We start from the raw sequence: 21,965 nt of genomic DNA, 5'->3' as shown, positions 1-21,965 counted from the left end.
GCTTGCTCGGATCGCCTGCTGGCCTTATCTGGTGAACGGTCGCTCTCGATTGGGCGACTTTTCGTCAACGGTGACTTGGAGACCATGTCCGAATTTTTTGTCATTTTCGTCCTGCTTTTGATCAACGCATTTTTTGCTCTTTCGGAAATGGCAATCGTCTCGGCAAGCAAGCCATTGCTTCGCCAGATGGCAAGACAGGGAAATCTCCGCGCCGAAGCGGCACTGAAGCTGGCGGAAGACCCCGGCAAGTTTCTTTCCACCGTTCAGGTTGGCATCACGCTGGTCGGCACGCTCGCCGGCGCCTATGGTGGCGCAACGATCGCGGCCAAGTTCGCCCCCTTCTTCGACAGCATCGCCTGGATCAGCCCCTACGGTCATCCGGTGGCGGTGGCGATCGTGGTAACGCTCATCACCTTCCTCTCCGTCGTTATCGGCGAGTTGATCCCCAAGCAGCTGGCGTTGAAGAACTCCGAGGGCTTCGCGATGTTCGTGGCGCGGCCGATGACGCTTCTTTCGCGCATCGTGGCGCCGGTCGTCTATCTCTTCGAGACCTCGGCCGCGTTGATGATGCGGCTGCTGGGCATACGTCCGGATGATCCGGACCATGTTACCGAAGAGGAAGTGCACGCGATCATGGCGGAAGGCGTCGAGAGCGGCGCGATCGAAAAGTCGGAGCACGAGATGCTTCGTCGCATCATCCGCCTCGGTGACCGCAACGTGAAATCGATCATGACGCATCGTACCGAAATGAGCTTCATCGATATCAACGACAGCCTGGAGACCATCGGCGAGAAGATCCGCCAATACGGCCACTCCCGTTATCCCGTGGTCGACGGGCCGAGCGGCGATGTGCTTGGCGCGGTTCTGGCGAAGGAAATCCTCAATGCCCCGACGTCCGTTCCGCTCGACGTTCGCAAGTATGTGCGCGAGATCCATACCTTGCCGGAAACCGCGTCCTGCCTGAAGGCGCTCGATGCTTTCAAGTCGTCGAGTATCAACATGGCGATGATCGTCGACGAATACGGCAGCACCGAAGGCATCATCACCATCGCCGATATTCTAGAGGCGATCGTCGGCGTGCTGCCGTCGAACTATGACGATCTCGAGCACGCACTGATCCGCCAGCGCGAGGATGGAACCTACCTGGTCGACGGACGCACGCCGATCGATGAGATCCACCTGACCATCGGTATCGAAGGCATCGATGCCGACGGAAATTTTGAAACGATCGCGGGCTTTCTCGTTCAGCAGTTGCGCAAGACGCCGGAAGAGGGCGACATCGCGATCGCCCACGGTTACCGTTTCGAGGTCATCGATATGGATTCCCGCCGCATCGACAAGATCCTCGTCAGCCGTTGCGAGAACACTGCCGCCTGAAACCTTGCTGGGGACGCGACGCTGCCTACAGGGCCGCGCGTCTTACTAGGCGCGCAAAGGTCGCTGTAGCACTTTGAATTGCGTCATGTTTTATCCTTAAATCGAATACGATTTAGGAAACATGCAGTAGGCGTCGCTGATCGCCCCCTCTGCCACCGTCGCAGCAGCAACGATGATCGTTCCGGAAAGCAAATAACCGTAGAAAAGCAAAAGGTCGGGCAATACCCGACCTTTCCCTCAAATCATCACGGCGCCTGCTAGTACATCCGTAGTCATCCGCCTTGAGCGATGATTGAATGATCCTGTTATTAATGGGTCTCCATGTCGGGCATATGACAATGGAACAGCAAATATTCTTTGTTTCTGCTGACGCCGGGTCCGGTCGACCAAAAGGGGTGCCTGTTTTATCCCGATGATTTCGCCGGAAGCTATCTGAGCCGGACGATTTCGCAGGGTGTACCGGCGGGCGCCTCTTCAGCGTTCGGCGCGCGAACGATCAGACAATCGGACTGCGCGAACACCTTCATCATCGACGAGTCCTGCCGCGGGAAGGGGTGGGCGACGAGCGAACCGTCCGCATCGCTCGAAAGCCGTGCACGCACATAATCCTGGCGCTTGTCGTTGGCAGGCAGCGGCGAGGCGAGGCAGGCCGTCGTCAGCCGATCTCTATCAGGTAGTCTCGCCAGTTTGCGGACCAGCGGCTCAAGGAACAAGAGTGCACAGACGAGGCTCGATACAGGATTGCCAGGCAGGCCGAGCACCGCCATGTCGCCGAGCTGTCCGACCATGAGTGGTTTTCCGGGCCGCATGGCGATCCGCCAGAAATCGAGCGTCATCCCGCTCGCAAGCAATGTCGACTGCACAAGGTCATGATCGCCGACCGAGGCGCCACCGAGCGTCACGAGCACATCGGCTCTCGCTGCCCTTGCACGCTCGACGGCCGCCGAGATCGCCTGGCGGTTGTCCGGGACGATGCCGAGGTCGAGGATGTCGGCACCGTTGTCACGCGCAATGGCAGCAACACCGAATGTGTTGGAGGCAATGATCTGGTCAGCACCGGGTATGCTTCCGGGTGTCAGCAGTTCATCGCCGGTTGCAAGGATCGCGACCGTCGGTTTCTTGAACACTGGCAGCACCGCATGGTTCATGCCGGCGGCGACCGTCAGGCGACCGGCATCCAGAACGTCTCCCGCGCGCAGCACCGTTTCGCCGGCTGCAAAATCCTGGCCGGAAAGTCTGATATGCCGCCCTTTGCCCGGCGCGAACGAGGTGCGGATCTTGTTGTCGGCAAGCCGTTCGGTGTCTTCTTGGATGATGACGGTATCGGCGCCCGCGGGAAGCGGGGCTCCGGTAAAGATGCGGACAGCCTGCCCGGACTTTACCTCGCCATCGAAGCCATGCCCGGCCGCGGACTGGCCGATGACCGTAAGTTCGGCACCGATGGCGTGGACATCCTCATGGCGAACCGCATAGCCATCCATCGCTGAATTGTCGAAGGCGGGATGGGTGACGCGTGCAGTTACATCTTGCGCCAGCACACGGTCGAGGCCTTCATGCAGGCTCACATGTTCGATTGCGTGGCGGGGTCTGGCGCTGCCGAGGATCCTGTTGAGCGCGTCTTCAACGGAAAGCAACGACATCGTCGGTCAGTCTCCCTGGCGCCGATAATCGCCGGAGCGTCCACCGGATTTGCTGACGAGCTGGATGCCGCCGATTTCCATTTCTCGATCCGCAGCCTTCGCCATGTCGTAGATCGTCAGGCAGGCGATGCTGACGGCCGTCAGCGCTTCCATCTCGACGCCGGTCTTGCCGGTCAGTTTGGCAAGCGCTTCGACCCGCAAGCCCGGCAATGCTGGATCGGGTGTGATGTCGACCGACACCTTGGTCAGCATCAACGGATGACAAAGGGGGATCAGATTCGACGTCTGCTTGGCGGCCATGATGCCGGCCAGCCGCGCCGTACCGATAACGTCGCCCTTCTTGGCATCGCCCTCCAGGATCAGCGCAAGTGTCTCCGGACGCATGCGGACATGACCCTCCGCAGTGGCGATGCGGACGGTTTCGGTCTTGGCGCCGACGTCGACCATGTTCGCTTCGCCGCTGTTGTCGAGATGCGTGAGTGTGGTCTTGCCCATCACTCGGCCGCCAGCACGCTTTCGGAGCCGGTGAGGAGCACACGTGTTGCCGTCTCGACATCGCTCTTGCGCATCAGGCTCTCGCCGACCAGGAAAGTGGTGATGCCGCTCCTTTCCAGACGCTGGCAATCGTCATGGGTAAAGATACCGCTCTCGCCGACGAGCAGCCGATCAGACGGAACCATCGACGCCAGTTGCTCGGATACGGCGAGATCGACGTCGAATGTTCTCAGGTTGCGATTGTTGATGCCAACAAGTGGCGAGGCAAGCTTGAGCGCCCGCTCCATCTCTTCAGCGTCATGCACTTCGATCAGTACATCCATTCCGAGAGAAAAGGCAGAATCTTCCAGACGCCGGGCATCGTCGTCGCTGAGCGATGCCATGATCAGCAGGATGCAGTCTGCACCCCAGGCGCGGGCCTCGAACACCTGGTAGGTGTCGAACATGAAGTCCTTGCGCAAAGCCGGAAGCACGCAGGCTGCGCGGGCCGCCTCAAGAAACGCCGGCGCGCCCTGGAAGCTCGGTCCATCCGTCAGCACGGAAAGACAGGCCGCACCGCCGGCCTCGTAGGCCTTGGCCAGCGCCGGTGGATCGAAGTCGGGTCGAATCAGGCCTTTCGACGGGCTCGCCTTCTTGATCTCGGCGATCAGGCCGAAGCGGCCTTGCTGTTGGCGCGCTGCCAACGCCGCATGGAAACCGCGCGGAGCGGATTGATCGGCGATGCGAGCCTTCAGCTCATCGATTGACGTTTGCGATTTGGCCGCAGCGATCTCGTCGCGCTTGTAGGCTTCGATCTTGCGCAGGATATCGGTCATGGCGCGGTTCCTTGTCTCAAGCAGCGTTGTCTCAGGCAGCGTTCGAAACGCTGATCAGGCGCTGCAGTGCCGCCTTGGCGCCACCGCTGGAAAGCGACTGGCGGGCGAGCGTCATGCCCTGACCAAGATCTGCGGCCTTGCCGGCAATCATCAGCGATGCAGCCGCATTGGCAAGCGAAATGTCCCGGTAGGCGTTTTCTGCACCGTCGAGGACGGCCAAGAGCGCAACGGCATTGTGTGCGCCATCGCCGCCCTTCAGGGCGTCGAGGGTGACCGTTGGCAGGCCGAAATCTTCAGGCGTCAAGGTGAAAGCGGTGATCTTGCCGTTATCGAGAGCGGCGACCTGCGTCGTGCCGGTCGTCGTGATCTCGTCGAGGCCTTCGCCATGCACGACCCAGACATTCTCGGAGCCGAGGTCGCGCAATACTTCCGCCAGCGGCTGGACCCACTGCGGTGCGTAGACGCCGACAAGTTGCCGCTTGACGCCGGCAGGATTGGATAGCGGGCCGAGCAGGTTGAAGATCGTGCGGGTGCCGAGCTCGACACGCGTCGGGCCGACGTGGCGCATGGCGGAATGGTGCTGCTGGGCGAACATGAAGCCGACACCGGCTTCCCTGATGCAGCGTGAAATCGCCTCGGGGCCGATATCGAGCTTGACGCCGAGGCAGGACAGGGCATCGGCCGTGCCGGACTTGGAGCTCAGCGCACGGTTGCCATGCTTGGCGACCGGGACACCCGCGCCCGCAACGATCAGCGAGGCGAGTGTCGAGATATTGTAGGTACCGGCGCCATCACCGCCGGTCCCGACGATGTCGACAGCATCGGCCGGCGCGTCGACGGGGAGCATGCGGCCGCGCATGGCGGCAACGGCGCCGACGATCTCGTCGACAGTTTCGCCACGGACGCGCAGGGCCATCAGGAAGCCGCCGATCTGCGATGGCGTGGCCGCACCCGACATGATGATCTCGAAAGCCGCTCGTGCGTCTTCGCGGTTGAGAGCCTCGCCGGCGGCGACTTTGGCGACGAACGGTTTCAGATCACTCATCGGTTGCTTTCCTTGCCGCTTATCTCTGTGCCAAAGCCGTTTCGGCAAGCGTCTGATTGATCGAAACACCGTAGGCCGACTGCAGGGTCGATACCATTTGGTCGAGAATGTCGTCGCCGCTGGCACGGGCCATGGCCTGGATCTGACGGCTGTCGTCTTCCAGGGCATCGGTCGGGCCGTTGTTCTCGATCGAGGTGACCCGCAGCAGGATCTGACCATCGCCACCGATACCGGCGGCATTGGCGACGTGGCCGTCCGGGCCGCTGAAGGCAGCAGCGACGGCGGCCGGGCTCAGCGCCGCATCAGACGTCGACCGGGTCAATCCCGTCTTTGTTTCGACGGCAAGGCCAAGCTCGGTTGCGATATCGGCGAGCGTCGCGCCTTTTTCGATCCGCTGCTTCAGTTCGGTCGCCTTGGTGGCGAGAGCCGTGCGCTGCTGTTCTGCAGTCCAGTCTGCGGCGACTTCGTCACGTGCTTCGTCGAGCGTGCGGTCGCGAGCCGGAACCACTTCGTCGAGGTCGAACCAGACGTAGCCGTCGCGGCCGATGTTAACAGGCAGGGTTTCTCCGCCTACTTCAGCCTTGAAGGCGTCCGGCAGCAGAGCCTTCGGCTCCGGCAGGCCGGCGACTTCATCGCCATTCATGTCCTTGCCGGTCGCATCGATGCCGTCGACGGTCGCGACCTTCAGCTTGAGCAGTTCGGCGATGTCCTTGAGCGAAGCACCGGTCGCGCGCTCGTCCTCGATCTTGTCATGAAGGCCGATGATCTCGTTCTGCGCGTTGGAGAGGGCAATCTCCTTGCGGAGTTCTTCCTTGACCTCGTCGAAGCTGCGAACCGTCTCCGGGCGGATGTTCGTCACGCGCAGGATCACCGGTCCGAAGGCACCATCGATAACGGGCGACGTGCCGCCATCGGCAGCAATCGCAAACGCGGCTTCGCCGATCTTTGCGTCCGGAGCGCTTGCGGTGGTGAAGTCACCCAGCAGAACGTCGGCAGACGTCTTGCCTTCGGCTTTCACGATGTCGTCGTAGGACGTGCCGGCTGCGAGCTTGGCTGCCGCGGCGTCTGCCGCCTCACGCGAGGAGAAGGCGAGCTGTTCGATCGTGCGCGTCGCCTCGGTGCGGAAGCTGTCCTTGCGCTTGTCGTAGTCGGCACGAACGTCCGCATCGACCACCGCCGTCGCATCGGCAAGATCCTCGGGTGCAAGCTTCAGGTAGGTGATCTTGCGGTATTCCGGCGCGCGGTAGTTTGCCTTGCGGCTGTCGTACCAGGGGGCGAGAACGTCGTCGCCCGGTGCCTTTACCGGATCGATGTTGGCGTTCGACAGCAGGACGTAGTCGATCGAGCGCTTTTCGTGGCGATAGGAGCCGATCGCGTCGCTCAGCACCTTTGGCGCGATATAACCGTCAGACAGGGCATCGACGATCTGCGAGCGCACGGCGACCTGGCTGCGGTTGTTGATGTAATCCTGTTCGCGAAGGCCGGCATTGCGCAGCACGCTCGAGAACGTCAGGCGGTCGAACTGACCGTTGACGCTGTGGAAAGCCGGGTCTTCGGCGATGAGCTTGGCCAGCCGGTCTTCCGAAAGGCCAAGGTTCATATCGCCGGCTAGCTGATCGAGGGCAGCACCCGCGACGAGCTGGGAATAAACCTGCTGCTCGATGCCGAATGCCTTGGCCTGCTGCGGCGTCAGGCGCGTGCCGAGCTGGCGGGAAACGAGCGCAAGTTGGCGCTCGTAGGCGAGCCGGAAGTCCGGAGCCTTGACCTTGACGTCACCGACGACGACCACGGCATCCGACTGGTTCGCGATCATCGATGTCGATGCGCCCCACACCATGAAAGACAGCACGAGAATGACGAGCAGGCCTTTGACGACCCAGGTCTGGGCGGCTTTTCTCAGGAATTCGAGCATGGGGCAGAAACCTCGTTGCAGTGCGGTGGCTGTGAGCCAAACGAGTTCGTTCCTTAAAACAAACGAAACAGGAAATGAAGGGCGCAATGCCGCAAATTGCGCGCCAGCCGAAGATCGCGGGCAATCATGTGATTCGCAGGGACTTCGGGCCGCTGACGAATTTGAGAGCCGAGATCGCTGTCTGCGACGTCGATGGCCATCGACGGGAAGACGTTGCTGACAAAACGGATGTCGGATTTATTAGCCGGCAACAGAAATTTGACCGAAAAAACGACGAATTTGCCGGTGTTGGATTGAGATCGAAAACACTTAGGAACTATGGTTGCGCGTATCGGGGCGAGGCGATTCATGCGGCCCTGCGGAAAGACATGCCATGCAATCGACAATCGTGATGGTCAACCTGTTCGGAGCGGTAGCACTGCTGCTGTTCGGCCTTTCCCTGGTCAAGGAAGGGGTCACGCGCGCCTTCGGGGCGAAGCTGCGGGCTGGCCTCGCACAGGGAACGAGCGGCCCGACCCGATCGTTCCTGACCGGTCTCGTCGCCACGATTGCTCTGCAAAGCTCGACTGCGACGGCATTGATGACCTCATCCTTCGTGGAAAAGGGGCTCATTCGCTCGCGCATGGCGCAGATCGTGTTGCTTGGCGCCAATGTCGGCACGGCGATCACCGCCTGGATCGTCGCCACCGGCATCGAATGGCTGTCGCCGATGATCATTCTGGTGGGCGTCGTGCTGCATCGCGTCAGCCGCTCGAACGCCCGGCAGGGTCTTGGTGCGGCCTTTGTCGGGATTGGCCTGATGTTGCTGTCGCTGCATCTGCTTGGCCTGGCGACCGAGCCGATGCGCGAATCCGAGGCGCTGGCCGCGTTTCTCGGCATGCTCGATAGCGCCTGGCCTGTGGCATTGATCATCTCCGCGGGCCTTGCCTTCGCCTCGTCCTCCAGCCTTGCCGTGGTGATGCTGGTGCTTTCCCTTTCTACGGCCGGCATTCTCTCCGTCGGCTTGACGGTTGCGCTGGTGCTCGGCGCCAATCTTGGCGGGGCGATCCCGCCTGTCATGGCGACGCTGTCTTCGGCGCCGTCAGCACGACGGGTCACGCTCGGCAATCTCGTGGTCCGCGCCATCGGATGTCTGATCGCGCTGCCTCTGACCGGTGTCAGCGTCGAGCTCTTGCAAAGCCTGCCTTTGCCGAAGCAGAACCTGCCGGTGGACATCCACCTGGCATTCAATCTAGCCGTGGCGATCCTTGCCTGGCCGTTTGCCGGCCTGCTGTCGCGGCTGATGATCCGCTTCATCCCCGATAACGAAACGGACGAAACCGGGCCGCGCTACCTCGACGAGAACGTGCTCCATACGCCGGTCATGGCGCTTTCAGGCGCGACGCGTGAAGTGCTGCGGGTCGGCGACCTGATCGAGATGATGCTGATCCGCGCCCAGACCGCCTTCAACAACAACGATCTGTCCGAGATCCGCGATGTCGGCAAGTTCGAAAAGCAGGTCGATCTGCTGCAGCAGGAAGTGAAGATTTTCCTATCGCGCCTGGGGCGCGATGGCCTGAGCCCGGAAGATGGCCGCCGCTCGATCGTTATCATCGACTACGCCATCAACCTCGAGCATATGGGCGATATCATCGAGAAGGGGCTCTGTGAGCAAATCGGCAAGAAGGTCAACAACGGCCTGAAATTCTCCGATGACGGCTATCAGGAGCTGAAGAGCCTCTTCAACCTGACGATCGACAATCTCAGGGTTGCTCAGACCATTTTCGTCACCCGCAACGCCGATCTCGCCCGGCAATTGATCGAGGTAAAGGTCAATGTCCGCCACATGGAGAAGCGGTCGGCCGAACGGCATATCGAGCGGCTGCGGGACGGACTGCTGGAAAGTCTTCAGACTAGCTCGCTGCATCTCGACATGCTGCGTGATTTGAAGCGCATCAACGCCCATATAGCCTCGGTCGCCTATCCCATCCTGGAGGAAAGCGGGCTTCTGACCGAGAGCAGACTGAGGCCGCAGGCGTGATCGTTATGAACCGGCGGCCGTTTCGCCGGGGCGCAGGCCGTTGCGGACGAATGCGTCGTAGCATGGCGTCAGCGTGATGCGCGTGTGGCCAGCCTCGAGGCTCGGCAGGTAGAGCGACAGCAGCGTCCTGTTGACGTTTGTGCTCGGGCAGGTCGGCACGAGTGCGATGTCCACGGCAGCGACTGCCGCGCGCACCTCCAAGTCCGGTGGCGGGATTGCGCGGAACGGATCTGCGCCGATGGCGACGCGTTTCGGCGCGTGGCGATCCATCAGCCACGGAAACGGATTGGCGAAATCGATATTGAGGATCGTGTCGAAGCGAACGCCATTGGCGTGCTCATAGGTACGCAATACATCGATGGCATCATCGACATTCGTCAGCCAGCCGGTCTGGAAGTCGAAATCGCTGTAAAGCAGGAATGACGGCAATTCGCCCATGTCGGCCAGTGCCTCAAAGGCGCCTGGCTCGGCAAGATAGGTGTCTCGCATCCGTTCGGCCCGCAGCGAGAGGATCGGGCGGACATTGACAGCCCCCATGGTTTTCAGATTGCGGCTCTCGATCCGGATATTGTTGACGGCGCCGATCCACGCGCGCGCGCTCTTCTGGACGACAGTTGTCATAGGTGGCAGCGCCGCCGCGATGGCGAGGATAAAAACCGCAATGGTCTGCCGCCTGGATGAGCCATTCGCGACACAATCGAGTGTGATCTTGAGAAGCAGCGGGTAGAGGAAGATGAAGGCCTGGCTGCCGGTGTTCTGGCTCTCAAACAGGATGCCGGCAACGACAAAGGCACCGAGCCACAAGAAATTCTGATCGAAGACTTTGCGAATGGCAGCGATCGAAGGCCGTCGGCAAGCGTCCCGCATTGACATGGAATAGGCCGGCAACGCGGAAAAGAAGAGGGCGAGGCAGAGAATGCCTGCGGGCAGAAGCAGTCCGGCGTTGAGCGATGCAGCCTGAAGCAGGCGCGCCAACAGGATCCCGTCATTGACGTCGACCAAAGCCAGAATGTCGGCGACATAGGCCGATACCGCGCCGAGCGACAGTTCGATAGCGGCAAGAATGCCGAAGAAGATCAGGGCCGCGGTGACCGCCGAGCGCAGGCCGAGCCGTCCGGCCGCGAATGCCATCAAGCACAGGATGACACCGGCGATTGCGCCGGTGATCTTCACGAAAAAAAGTGCGATCATCGCTCCCGCGGCAACAACAGCGAGGGTACGTGGATTGCGGACATAGATCAGCGCCGCTGCGAGCACGTAAAGCAGTTGGCAGACCTGACGGTTGTAGATGCCGAAGCCGTCGGATCCCGGATAGGGGTAGAAGTCGCCGGTGTTGAACGGGAGAATGGAAAAGAGAAGGAACGGCAACAGGATGGTGTAGGCCAGCGCGCGCGAACGCTTTTGGATGTCGAGCACCACCAGGCCGATCAATGGCCCGGTGACGATGAGAAGGCACCAGCTGGCCAGCAGCAAGGGATGGCCGTTCGGGAAAACCGACAGCAAGATTGCAAAGAGATAGTAGCCGAGCGCCCCGACCGGTGCGAAGAAGTCGACCGAGGGGATCTGCGCGTCAGCAAGGCGATTGGCGGCGTCGAGATAAAGATAATGATCCCAGAACATCGGGCCGATCGGCTGCGGGATCGTGACCGTGAGAAGCAGCGACAGGAGGATGAGCGCCAGAACGAGCGCTGCAAGCGGCGACCGGATTGCAGCCCGAGCAATGTTGAACGGCTTTGCCGCTGCGTCGAGATCGGTGCTGGCATGCATTACTGCTTCTCTCCCCGGGGGAGCGAGGCACGCGCATGGGTTGCCGAGGCAGGCTCCGCTTCTCCTTATGCCATCATCGGGTTTTAAGCGGGTTAACGTGACGTGATTGTGTGAATTATGCTTCCCGCAATATGTTGCTGATAGGAAGGGGCCGAATCGGGCGACCGGATCTGGTTCTCAAGAAAAAGACCAAGGAGATCATTGGATGGAACGGAGTTGCCTGGCGATTGTTCTGGCTGCGGGTGAAAGCACGCGGATGAAATCGTCGATGTCGAAGGTGCTGCATCCGGTGGCCGGCCGGCCGATGATCGCCCATGTGGTTGCCGCCCTGTCGAGTGCATCGATCTCCGACGTCGCTCTCGTCGTCGGGCGCGACGCCGAAACTGTTTCAGGTGCTGCCGGCATCGACGGCGTATCGATCGCTTCGTTCCTGCAAAAGGAGCGGCTCGGAACGGGACATGCGGTTTTGGCGGCGCGCGAGGCGATATCAAAGGGGTTTGATGACATCCTGGTGGTTTTTGGCGATACGCCGCTGATCACGCCTGAGCCTCTCAAGGCGGCGCGCGACGGCCTGGCCGCCGGCAACGATGTGGTGGTCATCGGCTTTGAGGCCGCCGATCCTTCGGGCTATGGCCGGCTGATCGTCGAGGACGGCGCGCTGATCGCGATCCGCGAGCACAAGGACGCAACCGAAGAAGAACGCCGCATCACCTATTGCAATGGCGGCCTGATGGCGATCGATGGGCACAAGGCGCTCGATCTGCTCGATCGTATTGGCAATGCCAACGTCAAGGGCGAGTACTACCTGACCGACCTCGTCGAGATCGTGCGGGCGATCGGCGGCCGCGCCATCGCCGTCGAGGCGCCAGAGGAAGAGCTGACCGGCTGCAACACCCGGGCGGAACTCGCCTATATCGAGCGGCTCTGGCAGCAGCGCCGCCGGCATGAGCTGATGCTGTCCGGTGTGTCGATGATCGCGCCGGAGACCGTTTTCCTCGCCTGGGACACGGAACTGCAGCAGGACGTGCTGATCGAGCCGAATGTCGTGTTTGGCCCGGGCGTTCGCGTCGAGAGCGGCGCCATCATCCATGCGTTCTCGCATATCGAGGGAGCGACGGTGCGCGCCGGCGCAACGGTCGGACCCTATGCACGTCTGCGCCCCGGGGCTGATCTCGGCGAAAAGTCGAAGGTCGGCAATTTCTGCGAGGTCAAGAAGGCGGAAATCGGCGCCGGCGCCAAGGTCAACCATCTGACCTATATCGGCGATGCCTTCGTCGGGGCCGGGTCCAACATCGGTGCAGGCACGATCACCTGCAATTATGATGGCGTGAACAAGCACGAGACCCGCATCGGCGAGAATGCCTTCGTCGGCTCGAATTCCTCGCTGGTTGCACCGGTGACGATCGGTGACGGAGCGCTGGTTGCTTCCGGCAGTGTCATCACCGAGGATGTGCCGGCCGATGCCGTGGCCTTCGGCCGCGCACGACAGGAGATCAAGCCGGGCAGGGCGCGTATCCTGCGCGAACGCTACGAGGCACAGAAGGCCGCGAAAAAGGCGGCCAAGGCAGCCGAGTAGGTTCGCGTTAAATACTGAAACCGAAAGTGAAATCGGGGGCGGATTGCCTCGTCCGGCAAATGCGTTACCAAGGCAACGCGCCGGGCGGGACTTCCGCGCTGTCGATTGGGGCGTCGAAACGGCGCGGGACGAATTTGGAGACGACTATGTGCGGAATTGTTGGCATCGTTGGAAACCAGCCGGTCTCGGAGCGACTTGTCGATGCGTTGAAGCGCCTGGAGTACCGTGGCTACGATTCGGCCGGCGTTGCGACCATCAATGCCGGTACGCTTGAGCGCCGCCGGGCGGAAGGCAAGCTGGTCAATCTGGAGGCCCGGCTGCGCGAGGAGCCGCTGGCCGGCATGATCGGCATCGCCCACACCCGCTGGGCGACGCACGGCGCCCCGACCGAGCGCAATGCCCATCCGCATTTCACCGATGGCGTTGCCGTGGTCCACAACGGCATCATCGAGAACTTCTCCGAGCTGAAGGACGAACTGATCGCCGACGGTGCGACATTCGAGACGCAGACCGACACGGAAGTCGTGGCGCATCTTCTGGCAAAGTTCCGTCGCGACGGCCTCGGCCGGCGTGAAGCCATGCATGCGATGCTAAAGCGTGTAACAGGTGCCTATGCGCTTGCCATTCTGTTTCAGGACGACCCGTCTACCATCATGGCGGCCCGCAACGGCCCGCCGCTGGCGATCGGCCACGGCAAGGGCGAGATGTTCCTGGGTTCCGACGCCATCGCGCTCTCGCCGTTTACCAATGAGATCACCTATCTGATCGATGGCGACTGGGCCGTGATCGGCGCCAACGGCGCCCATATCTTCGATCTCGCCGGCAATGCCGTCGACCGCCCGCGGCAGGTCTCGATGGCTGCCGCCTACATGATCGACAAGGGCAACCACCGGCACTTCATGGAAAAGGAAATCTATGAGCAGCCGGAGGTGATCTCGCATGCGCTCGGCCACTATATCGATTTTGCCGCAAACCGGGTGAAGGCCACAACGGCTTCAATCGATTTTGCCGGTGTACCAAGTTTGGCGATCTCCGCCTGTGGCACCGCCTATCTCGCCGGCCTCGTCGGCAAATACTGGTTCGAGCGTTACGCCCGCCTGCCGGTCGAAATCGACGTCGCCTCCGAGTTCCGCTACCGGGAAATCCCGCTGTCGCCGCAGTCGGCCGCGCTGTTCATCTCGCAGTCCGGCGAAACCGCCGATACGTTGGCATCGCTTCGGTACTGCAAGGACCATGGCCTGACGATCGGCGCGGTCGTCAACACCCGCGAATCGACCATTGCGCGCGAATCCGATGCCGTGTTCCCGATCCTGGCCGGTCCTGAGATCGGTGTTGCCTCGACCAAGGCCTTTACCTGCCAGCTGGCGGTGCTCGCCGCCCTTTCGATCGGCGCCGGCCGCGCCCGTGGCACTGTCTCGGCCGATGAAGAACAGACACTCGTTCGCCACCTCGCGGAAATGCCGCGCATCATGGGCCAGGTGCTGAACGCCATCCAGCCAAAGATCGAGATGCTGTCGCGCGAACTGTCGAAGTGCCGCGACGTGCTCTATCTCGGTCGCGGCACCAGCTTCCCGCTGGCGATGGAAGGCGCGCTGAAGCTCAAGGAAATCTCCTATATCCACGCCGAGGGGTATGCCGCCGGTGAATTGAAGCATGGTCCGATCGCGCTCATCGACGAAAACATGCCTGTTATCGTCATCGCCCCGCACGACCGCTTCTATGAAAAGACCGTGTCGAACATGCAGGAGGTGGCAGCCCGCGGTGGACGCATCATCCTGATCACCGACGAAAAGGGGGCGGCCGCCTCGAAGCTCGAGACGATGGCGACGATCGTTCTGCCGAATGTCGACGAGATCATTGCGCCGATGATCTTCTCGCTGCCGATCCAGCTGCTCGCCTATCACACGGCCGTGTTCATGGGCACCGACGTCGACCAGCCGCGCAACCTGGCAAAATCGGTGACGGTCGAATGATCATCATACGGCCGGAGCGAGCGGGCGACGAACAGGCGATCCACGACGTGACGGCCGCCGCATTCGAGGGGCACCCGCACAGCGACCAGAGCGAACCCTTCATCATCGAACGCCTTCGGGGCGAGGGCGCGTTGATGCTCTCGCTCGTCGCCGAAGAGGAAGGTCAGATCGTCGGCCACGTTGCCTTCTCGCCGGTGACCCTTACGCCGCCGGCAGCAGGCTGGTTTGGGCTTGGCCCGGTGGCCGTCATGCGGGAGCGCCAGGCAAACGGGATTGGCAGTCGGCTCATCCGCGAAGGGCTAGCGATGCTTGCCGCTGACGGCGCCTTGGGCTGTGTGGTCGTGGGCGATCCCGACTATTACCAAAAGTTCAGATTCCGACACGAATCTTCACTTGTATTCCCAGGTTGTGCGCCGCAATACTTCATGGCGCTGGCCTTCTCCGGCGCGGTACCGACAGGTACGGTTGCCTATCATCCGGCTTTCGGCACTGAGTGAGGTTTAAACGGAAGAGGCATGGGCGAAAATTCGAAGAGCGGCTATATTGCGACCCGGTTGCGGAACTATTTCCTGACGGGGCTGATTATCTGCGCGCCGCTGGCCATCACCGTCTGGTTGGTGCGCACCTTCATCGAGTGGGCCGATGGATGGGTGAAGCCCTACCTGCCGAATTTCTATAATCCGGATACCTATTCGCCTGTGGCTATTCCCGGATTCGGGCTTCTGGTCGCACTCATCGTCATCACCTTGGTGGGCTTCCTCACAGCCAATCTGGTCGGTCGCTCGATCGTTGCCTTCGGCGAATCGCTCGTCAGCCGGACGCCGCTCGTTCGCACCATCTACAAGTCGTTGAAGCAGATCTTCCAGACGGTGCTGCAGGAGCAGTCGTCCTCGTTCAAGAAGGCGGGCTTGATCGAATATCCGAGCCCCGGCCTCTGGTCGCTGGTCTTCATCGCCACGGATGTCAAAGGCGAAGTCGCCGCCAAATTCTCCGAGCGTGGCATGGATATGGTGACCGTGTTCCTGCCACCGACACCGATCCCGACCGCTGGCTTCCTTTTGTTCGTACCCCGCGACAAGATCATTCCGCTTGAAATGAGCGCCGAGGATGCGGCCAAGCTCTTGATTTCTGGCGGTCTCGTCGCACCGGACTACAAGCCGCTCGCCAACGCTCCACCGCTCCAGATCGCCCAGCAGAAGAGCGCCTGAGGCTTCAGCCGGCGCGCAGGAAGCGGATCGCTTCGTCGCGGCGGTGGAGATAGAGCAGGGTTCGAAGCGCCTCCCCACGGGGCGATGTAAGATCAGGATCCCGCTCGATCAGATAGGCCGCGTCCTTGCGGGCGATTTCGAGCAGATCGCCATGCGCTTCGAGGCTGGCGATACGAAAGCCGGGCGTGCCGGATTGGCGCGTTCCCAGCAGTTCGCCTTCGCCGCGCAGCTTCAGATCTTCCTCGGCGATCAGAAAGCCATCTTCGCTGTCGCGCAGGATCGAAAGCCTTGCCCGGCCGGTTTCACCCAGCGGGCTCTTGTAGAGCAGGATACAGGTCGATGCTTCGTCGCCACGGCCGACGCGGCCGCGCAACTGATGCAATTGCGCCAGGCCGAAGCGTTCCGCATGTTCAATCACCATGATGGTGGCATCCGGCACGTCGACGCCGACTTCAACGACGGTCGTGGCCACGAGCAGGCGGATTTCACCGTTCTTGAAGGCGAGCATGACGGTGTCTTTTTCCGCGCCGTTCATCCGGCCGTGCACGAGACCGACATCCCGGCCGAAGCGCTTGGAGAGACCCTGATAACGTTCATCCGCTGACATGACGTCGATCGCTTCGGATTCTTCGACGAGTGGGCAGATCCAATAGGCTTTCTTGCCCTCCTTGAGGGCTGCAGCGAGGCGGTCGACGATCTCGTCGGTCCGCTCGGTCGGGATGGTAACCGTCTGAATGGGTTTTCGACCCGCCGGCTTCTCCGTCAGCTTGGAGACATCCATGTCGCCGAAGGCCGCTAGCACCAACGTGCGGGGGATCGGCGTGGCCGTCATCACCAGCATATGGGGTGAGATGCCTTTGGCGGTCAGGCGCAGGCGCTGGTGGACGCCGAAGCGGTGCTGTTCGTCGACGACCGCAAGCGTCAGCCGGTCGTAGTTGACCGTATCCTGGAACAGGGCGTGTGTGCCGACCACGATCCGCGTCTCGCCGGAGGCAATGCGCTCCAGGATCGCGTCGCGCTCCTTGCCTTTGGTGCGTCCCGTCAGAACATCCATCGTAATGCCTGCGGGTGCAGCCATTTTCGACAGCGTCGCGAAATGCTGCCGGGCGAGGATTTCCGTCGGAGCCATCAACACGGCCTGGCCGCCCGATTCGACCGCCGCCAGCATCGCCATCAGTGCAACCATGGTCTTGCCGGAGCCGACGTCGCCCTGCAGCAGCCGCAACATCCGGTCGTTTCCGGCCATGTCCTTGAGGATATCGTCAATCGCAGTCGATTGGCTCGTGGTCAGCGAGAAGGGCAGTGCGGCGGTGACAGGGCCTGACAGCTTGCCTGTCGCATGCACCGGCGTCCCGGTAACCTTGCGCAGGCGCTGGCGAACAAGGGCCAGGGAGAGTTGGCCGGCCAGGAATTCGTCATAGGCGAGCCGTCGGCGCGCCGGCGCCTGCGGGTCGATATCGGTGGCGTCGCGAGGTTCATGCAGAGCGCGGAAGCTGTCGGCGGCACTTTGAAAGCCCTGCTTGTCCGCAAGCGCACCGTCGATCCACTCGGGCATGTCAGGCACGCGGGCGACGGCCGCCTCGATCGACTTGCGCAAGATGCGGGCGGAGAGACCGGCCGTCAGGCCATAAACCGGTTCGACCAGCGGCAGGTTGTCCGCCTCGCTGGCCTTTACCATATAGTCCGGGTGAACCATCGACGGCCGCCCATTGAACCAGTCGACCTTGCCGCTGACAATCACGGTTTCGTCGACCGGCAGCGATTTTTCCAGCCAGTTGCCTTTGACGCGGAAAAAGGTGAGCGCCAGTTCACCGGTGTCGTCATGCAGGAAGATACGGTAGGGCAGGTTTTGCTTGCCCGGCGGTGGAGGCTGATGGCGATCGACGCGGCCGGTGATCGTGACGACGACGCCTTGCGGCGCATTGGCGATTCCTGGCTGCTGCCGTCGATCGATCAGCGAGTGCGGCGCATGGAAAACCAGGTCGACGACGCGGCAGTCTTCGATGCTTTCGCGGCCGAGAAGTCGGGCATATAGCTCGCCGATCTTCGGGCCGATGCCGGGTAGGGTGTTGAGCGGTGAAAAGAGCGGGTCGAGCAGGGCAGGGCGCATGGCAATGAAATTGCGACGACAATTCGGGGTTTTGCAAGGCTGACAATCATCTATTCAGCGTTTATAGAGCCCAATGACGACAAACCGTACCTCCGCGGACGGCAGGAAGGAATCTCCATGACTGGCATTTCACGCACCAGCGCCGATCTCGATCCGCGTCGCCGCCGGATCCTGTTTCGTGCCTGGCATCGCGGCATACGCGAAATGGACCTGATCCTCGGGCAGTTTGCAGAAGCCGAGCTTTCCGCCTTGTCCGACATTGAACTGGACGAGCTTGAGATCATCATGGGCGAGGAAGACAACGATCTCGTTAGGTGGATCATCGGCGAAAAGCCGGTGCCCGAACGCTACCAGACGCCGATGTTTACGCGCATCGCGGCCTACCGCCCCAATTTCGAGCGGCTCCCCGAAGAGATGAAGTAGATCGATGCTGGCTGGCCTTGACCCGAAGAAGATTGTCGCCGCGACCCGTGAAGTCACGATTGGCCCGGTTCCATCCGGCGCCGAAGCGCTGGTGCTTGCCGATCTGGCCCGCGCCGGTGCGCCGATCGCCTACATTCTTTCCGATGGCCAGCGCATAGCCGACCTGGAGCAGGTCCTCGGGTTCGTTGCCCCCGATATACCGGTCCTGACCCTGCCTGGGTGGGACTGCCTTCCCTATGACCGGGTATCTCCTAGTGCCGATACCTCGGCGCGCAGGCTTGCGGCCCTCAGCGCTCTGATCGCCCACCGCAAGAAGCCGCATGCGGCGATCGTGCTGGTGACGGTCAATGCCGCGCTGCAGAAGATTTCGCCGCAGGATGTGATCGAAAGCCTCGCTTTCTCCGCGCGTCCCGGCAACCAGGTGCGCATGGACGATGTCGCGGCGCGTCTGGAACGCAACGGCTTCGAGCGCGTGGCGACCGTTCGCGAAGTCGGCGAATATGCCGTGCGCGGCGGCATTCTCGACGTCTTCGTTCCCGGCAGTGGCGATCCGCTGCGGCTCGATTTCTTCGGCGACACGCTCGAAACCATCCGCTCCTTCGATCCGGCCAGCCAGCGCACGACCGGCCAGGTCCGCTCCCTCGACCTCAACCCGATGAGCGAGGTGTCGCTGACGCCGGAAACCATCAGCCATTTCCGCAAGCAATATCTGTCGCTCTTCGGTGCCACGACCCGCGATGATGCGCTCTACCAGGCCGTTTCCGAGGGGCGTCGTTACGCCGGCATGGAGCATTGGCTGCCGCTCTTCTACGATCGCCTCGAGACCGTCTTCGATTATCTCGAAGGCTTTCGCATCGTCACCGACCATGTGGCGCGGGAAGCCGCAGCCGAACGGTCGAAGCTCATTCTCGACTACTACGATGCCCGCCACACGGCAGCGTCGCCGGGCAGGTCGCTGGCCACTCAGGGCACGCCCTACAAGCCGGTGCCGCCTGAGTTCCTCTATCTGAACGCGGAAGGATTTACGGCGGCGCTAGTCGAGCGCAGCGCCGTCCGGCTCACGCCCTTCAACGAGCAGGAAGGCGAGGTCCGCCAGGTCGTCACCGTCGATGCGCGGCAAGGTGCGCGCTGGCCAAAGAGCGCCGGCGAAGGCGAGGCGGAGAGCGATCGCGTCAACGTCTTCGACCAGGCGGTGAAATACATCGCTGAGAAGCGCTCCAAAGGCTTCAAGGTCGTCGTATCAGGCTGGAGCGAGGGGTCTCTCGACCGCCTGCTGCAGGTTCTCGTGGAACATGGCCTTGGCAATATTCGCCAGATCAAGGCGCTGGCCGACGTCAACACGCTGAAGTCAGGCGAAGCCGCAGCGGCGGTCCTCAGCCTTGAAGCGGGTTTTGAAACGGGTGATCTCGTTGTTATCGGCGAGCAGGACATTCTCGGCGATCGCATGGTCCGCCGCTCCAAGCGGCGCAAGCGCGGTGCCGACTTCATTGCCGAGGTCGCGGGCCTTGATGAAGGCAGCTACGTGGTGCACGCCGAACACGGTATCGGCCGTTTCGTCGGACTGCGCACGATCGAAGCGGTCGGCGCGCCGCACGATTGCCTCGAACTCCTCTATGCCGACAACGCCAAGCTCTTTCTCCCGGTCGAAAACATCGAGCTCCTGTCCCGCTACGGGTCCGAAGGGACCGATGCGATTCTCGACAAGCTCGGTGGCGTCGCTTGGCAGGCTCGCAAGGCGAAGCTCAAGAAGCGTCTGCTCGATATGGCGGGCGGTCTCATCCGCATCGCCGCCGAGCGCCACACCCGGCATGCGCACGTGCTGGTGGCCCAGGATGGAGCCTATGACGAATTCGTCGCGCGCTTCCCCTATGACGAAACCGAGGACCAGCTGAGTTCGATCGATGCCGTGCGCGAGGATCTTGGCAGCGGGCGGCCGATGGACCGCCTTGTCTGCGGCGACGTCGGCTTTGGCAAGACGGAGGTTGCGCTGCGGGCGGCCTTCATCGCGGCAATGAATGGGGTTCAAGTTGCTGTCGTCGTGCCGACGACGCTGCTTGCGCGGCAGCATTTCAAGACATTCACCGAACGTTTTCGCGGCCTGCCGATCCGCATCCAGCAGGCGTCGCGCCTTGTTGGCTCCAAGGAACTGGCGCTGACCAAGAAGGAAGTAGCTGATGGCAAGACCGATGTCGTGGTCGGCACCCATGCCCTGCTCGGAACGACGGTCAATTTCGCCAACCTTGGCTTGCTGATCATCGACGAGGAGCAGCATTTCGGCGTCAAGCACAAGGAACGGCTGAAGGAGCTGAAGTCGGACGTGCATGTGCTGACGCTGTCGGCGACACCGATCCCGCGCACGCTGCAACTGGCATTGACCGGGGTGCGCGAACTGTCGCTCATTACCACGGCGCCTGTCGACCGCATGGCGGTGCGCACCTTCATTTCGCCGTTCGACGCGCTGGTGATCCGTGAGACCTTGATGCGCGAGCATTATCGCGGCGGCCAGAGCTTCTATGTCTGCCCACGCCTCAGCGATCTCTCGGAGATCCATGACTTCCTGAAATCCGATGTACCGGAGCTGAAGGTCGCCGTCGCCCACGGCCAGATGCCGGCAACCGAACTCGAAGACATCATGAACGCCTTCTATGAAGGGCAGTATGACGTTCTGCTGTCGACGACCATCGTCGAATCCGGCCTCGATGTGCCAACGGCCAATACCTTGATCGTGCATCGTGCCGACATGTTCGGCCTGGCGCAGCTCTACCAGCTTCGCGGCCGCGTCGGTCGTTCGAAGGTGCGCGCCTTCGCGCTGTTCACGCTACCGGTCAACAAGACGCTGACGGCAACGGCCGAGCGGCGGTTGAAGGTGTTGCAGTCGCTGGACACGCTCGGCGCCGGCTTCCAGCTGGCAAGCCACGACCTCGACATTCGCGGCGCCGGCAACCTGCTCGGCGAAGAACAGTCCGGCCATATCAAGGAAGTTGGCTTCGAACTCTATCAGCAGATGCTCGAGGAAGCGGTCGCTGAGCTCAAGGGTGAGGAAGAGGTCCACGATACCGGCTGGTCGCCGCAAATCTCTGTTGGCACGCCGGTGATGATCCCGGAACATTATGTGCCGGATCTGCATCTGCGGCTTGGCCTTTACCGCCGCCTTGGCGAGCTGACGGACCTCAAGGAGATCGACGGTTTCGGCGCGGAGATGATCGACCGCTTCGGCCCGCTGCCGATCGAGGTGCAGCACCTCCTGAAGATCGTCTATATCAAGTCGCTCTGCCGCACGGCCAATGTCGAAAAGCTCGATGCCGGCCCGAAGGGCGTCGTCGTGCAGCTCCGCAACAAGGAATTCCCGAACCCGGCAGCGCTGGTCGGCTACATCGCCAAGCAGGGCACGCTGGCGAAGATCAGGCCGGATCACAGCATCTTCTTCCAGCGCGAGCTGGTTACGCCGGAAAAGCGCCTCTCGGGCGCGGCGATGGTGATGACGCAGCTCGCAGGGTTGGCGAAACAGGTTTAATCGCCTTCGCGCCGCTGTTCCTTTGGCGGCGCGAGAGGACTTGCCATTGCTTTAGCTTTTCTGCGTACTTCCTTGAATCGCTTCCGATTT

16 protein-coding genes are annotated in these 21,965 nt (G+C 61.8%); 8 read left to right on the top strand and 8 right to left on the bottom strand.

Translation table 11 applies throughout. The features are described from left to right. Nucleotides 1–84: 84 nt before the first annotated feature. Nucleotides 85–1,377: a hemolysin family protein gene (locus ASD02_RS08390; RefSeq protein ID WP_025426996.1), complete on the top strand. Its 1,293-nt coding sequence runs from the start codon at nt 85–87 to the stop codon at nt 1,375–1,377. 428 nt (nt 1,378–1,805) lie between these two features. On the opposite strand, the gene glp is transcribed toward ASD02_RS08390, so the two are convergent. From glp to ASD02_RS08360, 6 genes are read right to left on the bottom strand one after another with little or no spacing between them, the layout of a single operon-like run. Beyond that, nucleotides 1,806–3,017 carry a gephyrin-like molybdotransferase Glp gene (glp, locus tag ASD02_RS08385; RefSeq protein WP_057209404.1) on the bottom strand — a complete coding sequence of 404 codons (1,212 nt, stop codon included), beginning with the start codon at nt 3,015–3,017 and terminating at the stop codon, nt 1,806–1,808. A 6-nt stretch (nt 3,018–3,023) separates the two neighbouring features. Next, nucleotides 3,024–3,512 carry a cyclic pyranopterin monophosphate synthase MoaC gene (moaC, locus tag ASD02_RS08380; RefSeq protein WP_025426997.1) on the bottom strand — a complete coding sequence of 163 codons (489 nt, stop codon included), beginning with the start codon at nt 3,510–3,512 and terminating at the stop codon, nt 3,024–3,026. Continuing rightward, a complete protein-coding gene (gene trpC / locus ASD02_RS08375) occupies nt 3,512–4,327 on the bottom strand; it encodes an indole-3-glycerol phosphate synthase TrpC (RefSeq protein ID WP_025426998.1) in 816 nt (271 codons plus the stop codon). The genes moaC and trpC overlap by 1 nt, the downstream gene beginning before the upstream one ends. 31 nt (nt 4,328–4,358) lie before the next feature. Then, the gene (gene trpD, locus ASD02_RS08370) at nt 4,359–5,372 is read right to left on the bottom strand and encodes an anthranilate phosphoribosyltransferase (protein WP_025426999.1); all 1,014 of its coding nucleotides are present in this window, start codon (nt 5,370–5,372) and stop codon (nt 4,359–4,361) included. A 19-nt stretch (nt 5,373–5,391) separates the two neighbouring features. Next, nucleotides 5,392–7,284 carry a peptidylprolyl isomerase gene (locus tag ASD02_RS08365; protein WP_025427000.1) on the bottom strand — a complete coding sequence of 631 codons (1,893 nt, stop codon included), beginning with the start codon at nt 7,282–7,284 and terminating at the stop codon, nt 5,392–5,394. Nucleotides 7,285–7,337: 53 nt separating this feature from the next. Then, entirely contained in the window at nt 7,338–7,634 is a 297-nt protein-coding gene (locus tag ASD02_RS08360; protein WP_057209401.1) for a hypothetical protein, read from the bottom strand. A 23-nt stretch (nt 7,635–7,657) separates the two neighbouring features. On the opposite strand from ASD02_RS08360, the gene ASD02_RS08355 reads away from it, so the two are divergent. Then, entirely contained in the window at nt 7,658–9,304 is a 1,647-nt protein-coding gene (locus ASD02_RS08355; protein WP_057220532.1) for a Na/Pi cotransporter family protein, read from the top strand. 3 nt (nt 9,305–9,307) lie between these two features. Here ASD02_RS08355 and ASD02_RS08350 read toward each other — a convergent pair whose 3' ends face one another. Continuing rightward, the gene (locus tag ASD02_RS08350; RefSeq protein WP_057220531.1) at nt 9,308–11,071 is read right to left on the bottom strand and encodes a hypothetical protein; all 1,764 of its coding nucleotides are present in this window, start codon (nt 11,069–11,071) and stop codon (nt 9,308–9,310) included. Between the two features lie 205 nt (nt 11,072–11,276). Between ASD02_RS08350 and glmU the strand changes: the two genes are divergently transcribed. The 4 genes from glmU to ASD02_RS08330 all read left to right on the top strand — a co-directional run bounded on the left by glmU (nt 11,277) and on the right by ASD02_RS08330 (nt 15,828). Next, nucleotides 11,277–12,647, top strand: a complete 1,371-nt coding sequence (gene glmU / locus ASD02_RS08345; protein ID WP_025427004.1) for a bifunctional UDP-N-acetylglucosamine diphosphorylase/glucosamine-1-phosphate N-acetyltransferase GlmU — start codon at nt 11,277–11,279, stop codon at nt 12,645–12,647. Nucleotides 12,648–12,793: 146 nt separating this feature from the next. Next, nucleotides 12,794–14,620 (top strand): glutamine--fructose-6-phosphate transaminase (isomerizing), encoded by a 1,827-nt coding sequence (gene glmS / locus ASD02_RS08340; protein ID WP_025427005.1) that lies wholly within the window; start codon nt 12,794–12,796, stop codon nt 14,618–14,620. Continuing rightward, nucleotides 14,620–15,117, top strand: coding sequence for an N-acetyltransferase (locus ASD02_RS08335; RefSeq protein WP_025427006.1), 498 nt, complete (start codon nt 14,620–14,622; stop codon nt 15,115–15,117). Before glmS ends, ASD02_RS08335 begins: the two co-directional genes overlap by 1 nt. Before the next feature lie 18 nt (nt 15,118–15,135). Then, nucleotides 15,136–15,828 carry a DUF502 domain-containing protein gene (locus ASD02_RS08330; protein ID WP_025427007.1) on the top strand — a complete coding sequence of 231 codons (693 nt, stop codon included), beginning with the start codon at nt 15,136–15,138 and terminating at the stop codon, nt 15,826–15,828. A gap of 4 nt (nt 15,829–15,832) precedes the next feature. Here the strand turns inward: ASD02_RS08330 and recG are convergent, their stop codons facing one another. Then, nucleotides 15,833–17,938 carry an ATP-dependent DNA helicase RecG gene (recG, locus tag ASD02_RS08325; RefSeq protein ID WP_025427008.1) on the bottom strand — a complete coding sequence of 702 codons (2,106 nt, stop codon included), beginning with the start codon at nt 17,936–17,938 and terminating at the stop codon, nt 15,833–15,835. Nucleotides 17,939–18,055: 117 nt separating this feature from the next. On the opposite strand from recG, the gene ASD02_RS08320 reads away from it, so the two are divergent. Beyond that, on the top strand, nt 18,056–18,361 hold the full coding sequence (locus tag ASD02_RS08320; RefSeq protein WP_025427009.1) for a succinate dehydrogenase assembly factor 2: 306 nt from the start codon (nt 18,056–18,058) through the stop codon (nt 18,359–18,361). Between the two features lie 4 nt (nt 18,362–18,365). After that, on the top strand, nt 18,366–21,875 hold the full coding sequence (mfd, locus tag ASD02_RS08315; protein WP_057220530.1) for a transcription-repair coupling factor: 3,510 nt from the start codon (nt 18,366–18,368) through the stop codon (nt 21,873–21,875). Nucleotides 21,876–21,965 lie beyond the last annotated feature (90 nt).

This window comes from Ensifer sp. Root1252 (assembly GCF_001425885.1).
Classification (GTDB): Bacteria; Pseudomonadota; Alphaproteobacteria; order Rhizobiales; family Rhizobiaceae; genus Ensifer; species Ensifer canadensis.
Note: the sequence above shows the minus strand (reverse complement) of the source record. Positions and strands in the feature narration are given on the sequence as shown.

What these genes read in the sequence shown, in the direction of transcription:
- ASD02_RS08390 (WP_025426996.1), top strand. Translation starts at nt 85, where the DNA reads ATGTCCGAATTTTTTGTCATTTTCGTCCTGCTTTTGATCAACGCATTT.
- glp (WP_057209404.1), bottom strand. Translation starts at nt 3,017, where the DNA reads ATGTCGTTGCTTTCCGTTGAAGACGCGCTCAACAGGATCCTCGGCAGC.
- moaC (WP_025426997.1), bottom strand. Translation starts at nt 3,512, where the DNA reads ATGGGCAAGACCACACTCACGCATCTCGACAACAGCGGCGAAGCGAAC.
- trpC (WP_025426998.1), bottom strand. Translation starts at nt 4,327, where the DNA reads ATGACCGATATCCTGCGCAAGATCGAAGCCTACAAGCGCGACGAGATC.
- trpD (WP_025426999.1), bottom strand. Translation starts at nt 5,372, where the DNA reads ATGAGTGATCTGAAACCGTTCGTCGCCAAAGTCGCCGCCGGCGAGGCT.
- ASD02_RS08365 (WP_025427000.1), bottom strand. Translation starts at nt 7,284, where the DNA reads ATGCTCGAATTCCTGAGAAAAGCCGCCCAGACCTGGGTCGTCAAAGGC.
- ASD02_RS08360 (WP_057209401.1), bottom strand. Translation starts at nt 7,634, where the DNA reads ATGAATCGCCTCGCCCCGATACGCGCAACCATAGTTCCTAAGTGTTTT.
- ASD02_RS08355 (WP_057220532.1), top strand. Translation starts at nt 7,658, where the DNA reads ATGCAATCGACAATCGTGATGGTCAACCTGTTCGGAGCGGTAGCACTG.
- ASD02_RS08350 (WP_057220531.1), bottom strand. Translation starts at nt 11,071, where the DNA reads ATGCATGCCAGCACCGATCTCGACGCAGCGGCAAAGCCGTTCAACATT.
- glmU (WP_025427004.1), top strand. Translation starts at nt 11,277, where the DNA reads ATGGAACGGAGTTGCCTGGCGATTGTTCTGGCTGCGGGTGAAAGCACG.
- glmS (WP_025427005.1), top strand. Translation starts at nt 12,794, where the DNA reads ATGTGCGGAATTGTTGGCATCGTTGGAAACCAGCCGGTCTCGGAGCGA.
- ASD02_RS08330 (WP_025427007.1), top strand. Translation starts at nt 15,136, where the DNA reads ATGGGCGAAAATTCGAAGAGCGGCTATATTGCGACCCGGTTGCGGAAC.
- recG (WP_025427008.1), bottom strand. Translation starts at nt 17,938, where the DNA reads ATGCGCCCTGCCCTGCTCGACCCGCTCTTTTCACCGCTCAACACCCTA.
- ASD02_RS08320 (WP_025427009.1), top strand. Translation starts at nt 18,056, where the DNA reads ATGACTGGCATTTCACGCACCAGCGCCGATCTCGATCCGCGTCGCCGC.
- mfd (WP_057220530.1), top strand. Translation starts at nt 18,366, where the DNA reads ATGCTGGCTGGCCTTGACCCGAAGAAGATTGTCGCCGCGACCCGTGAA.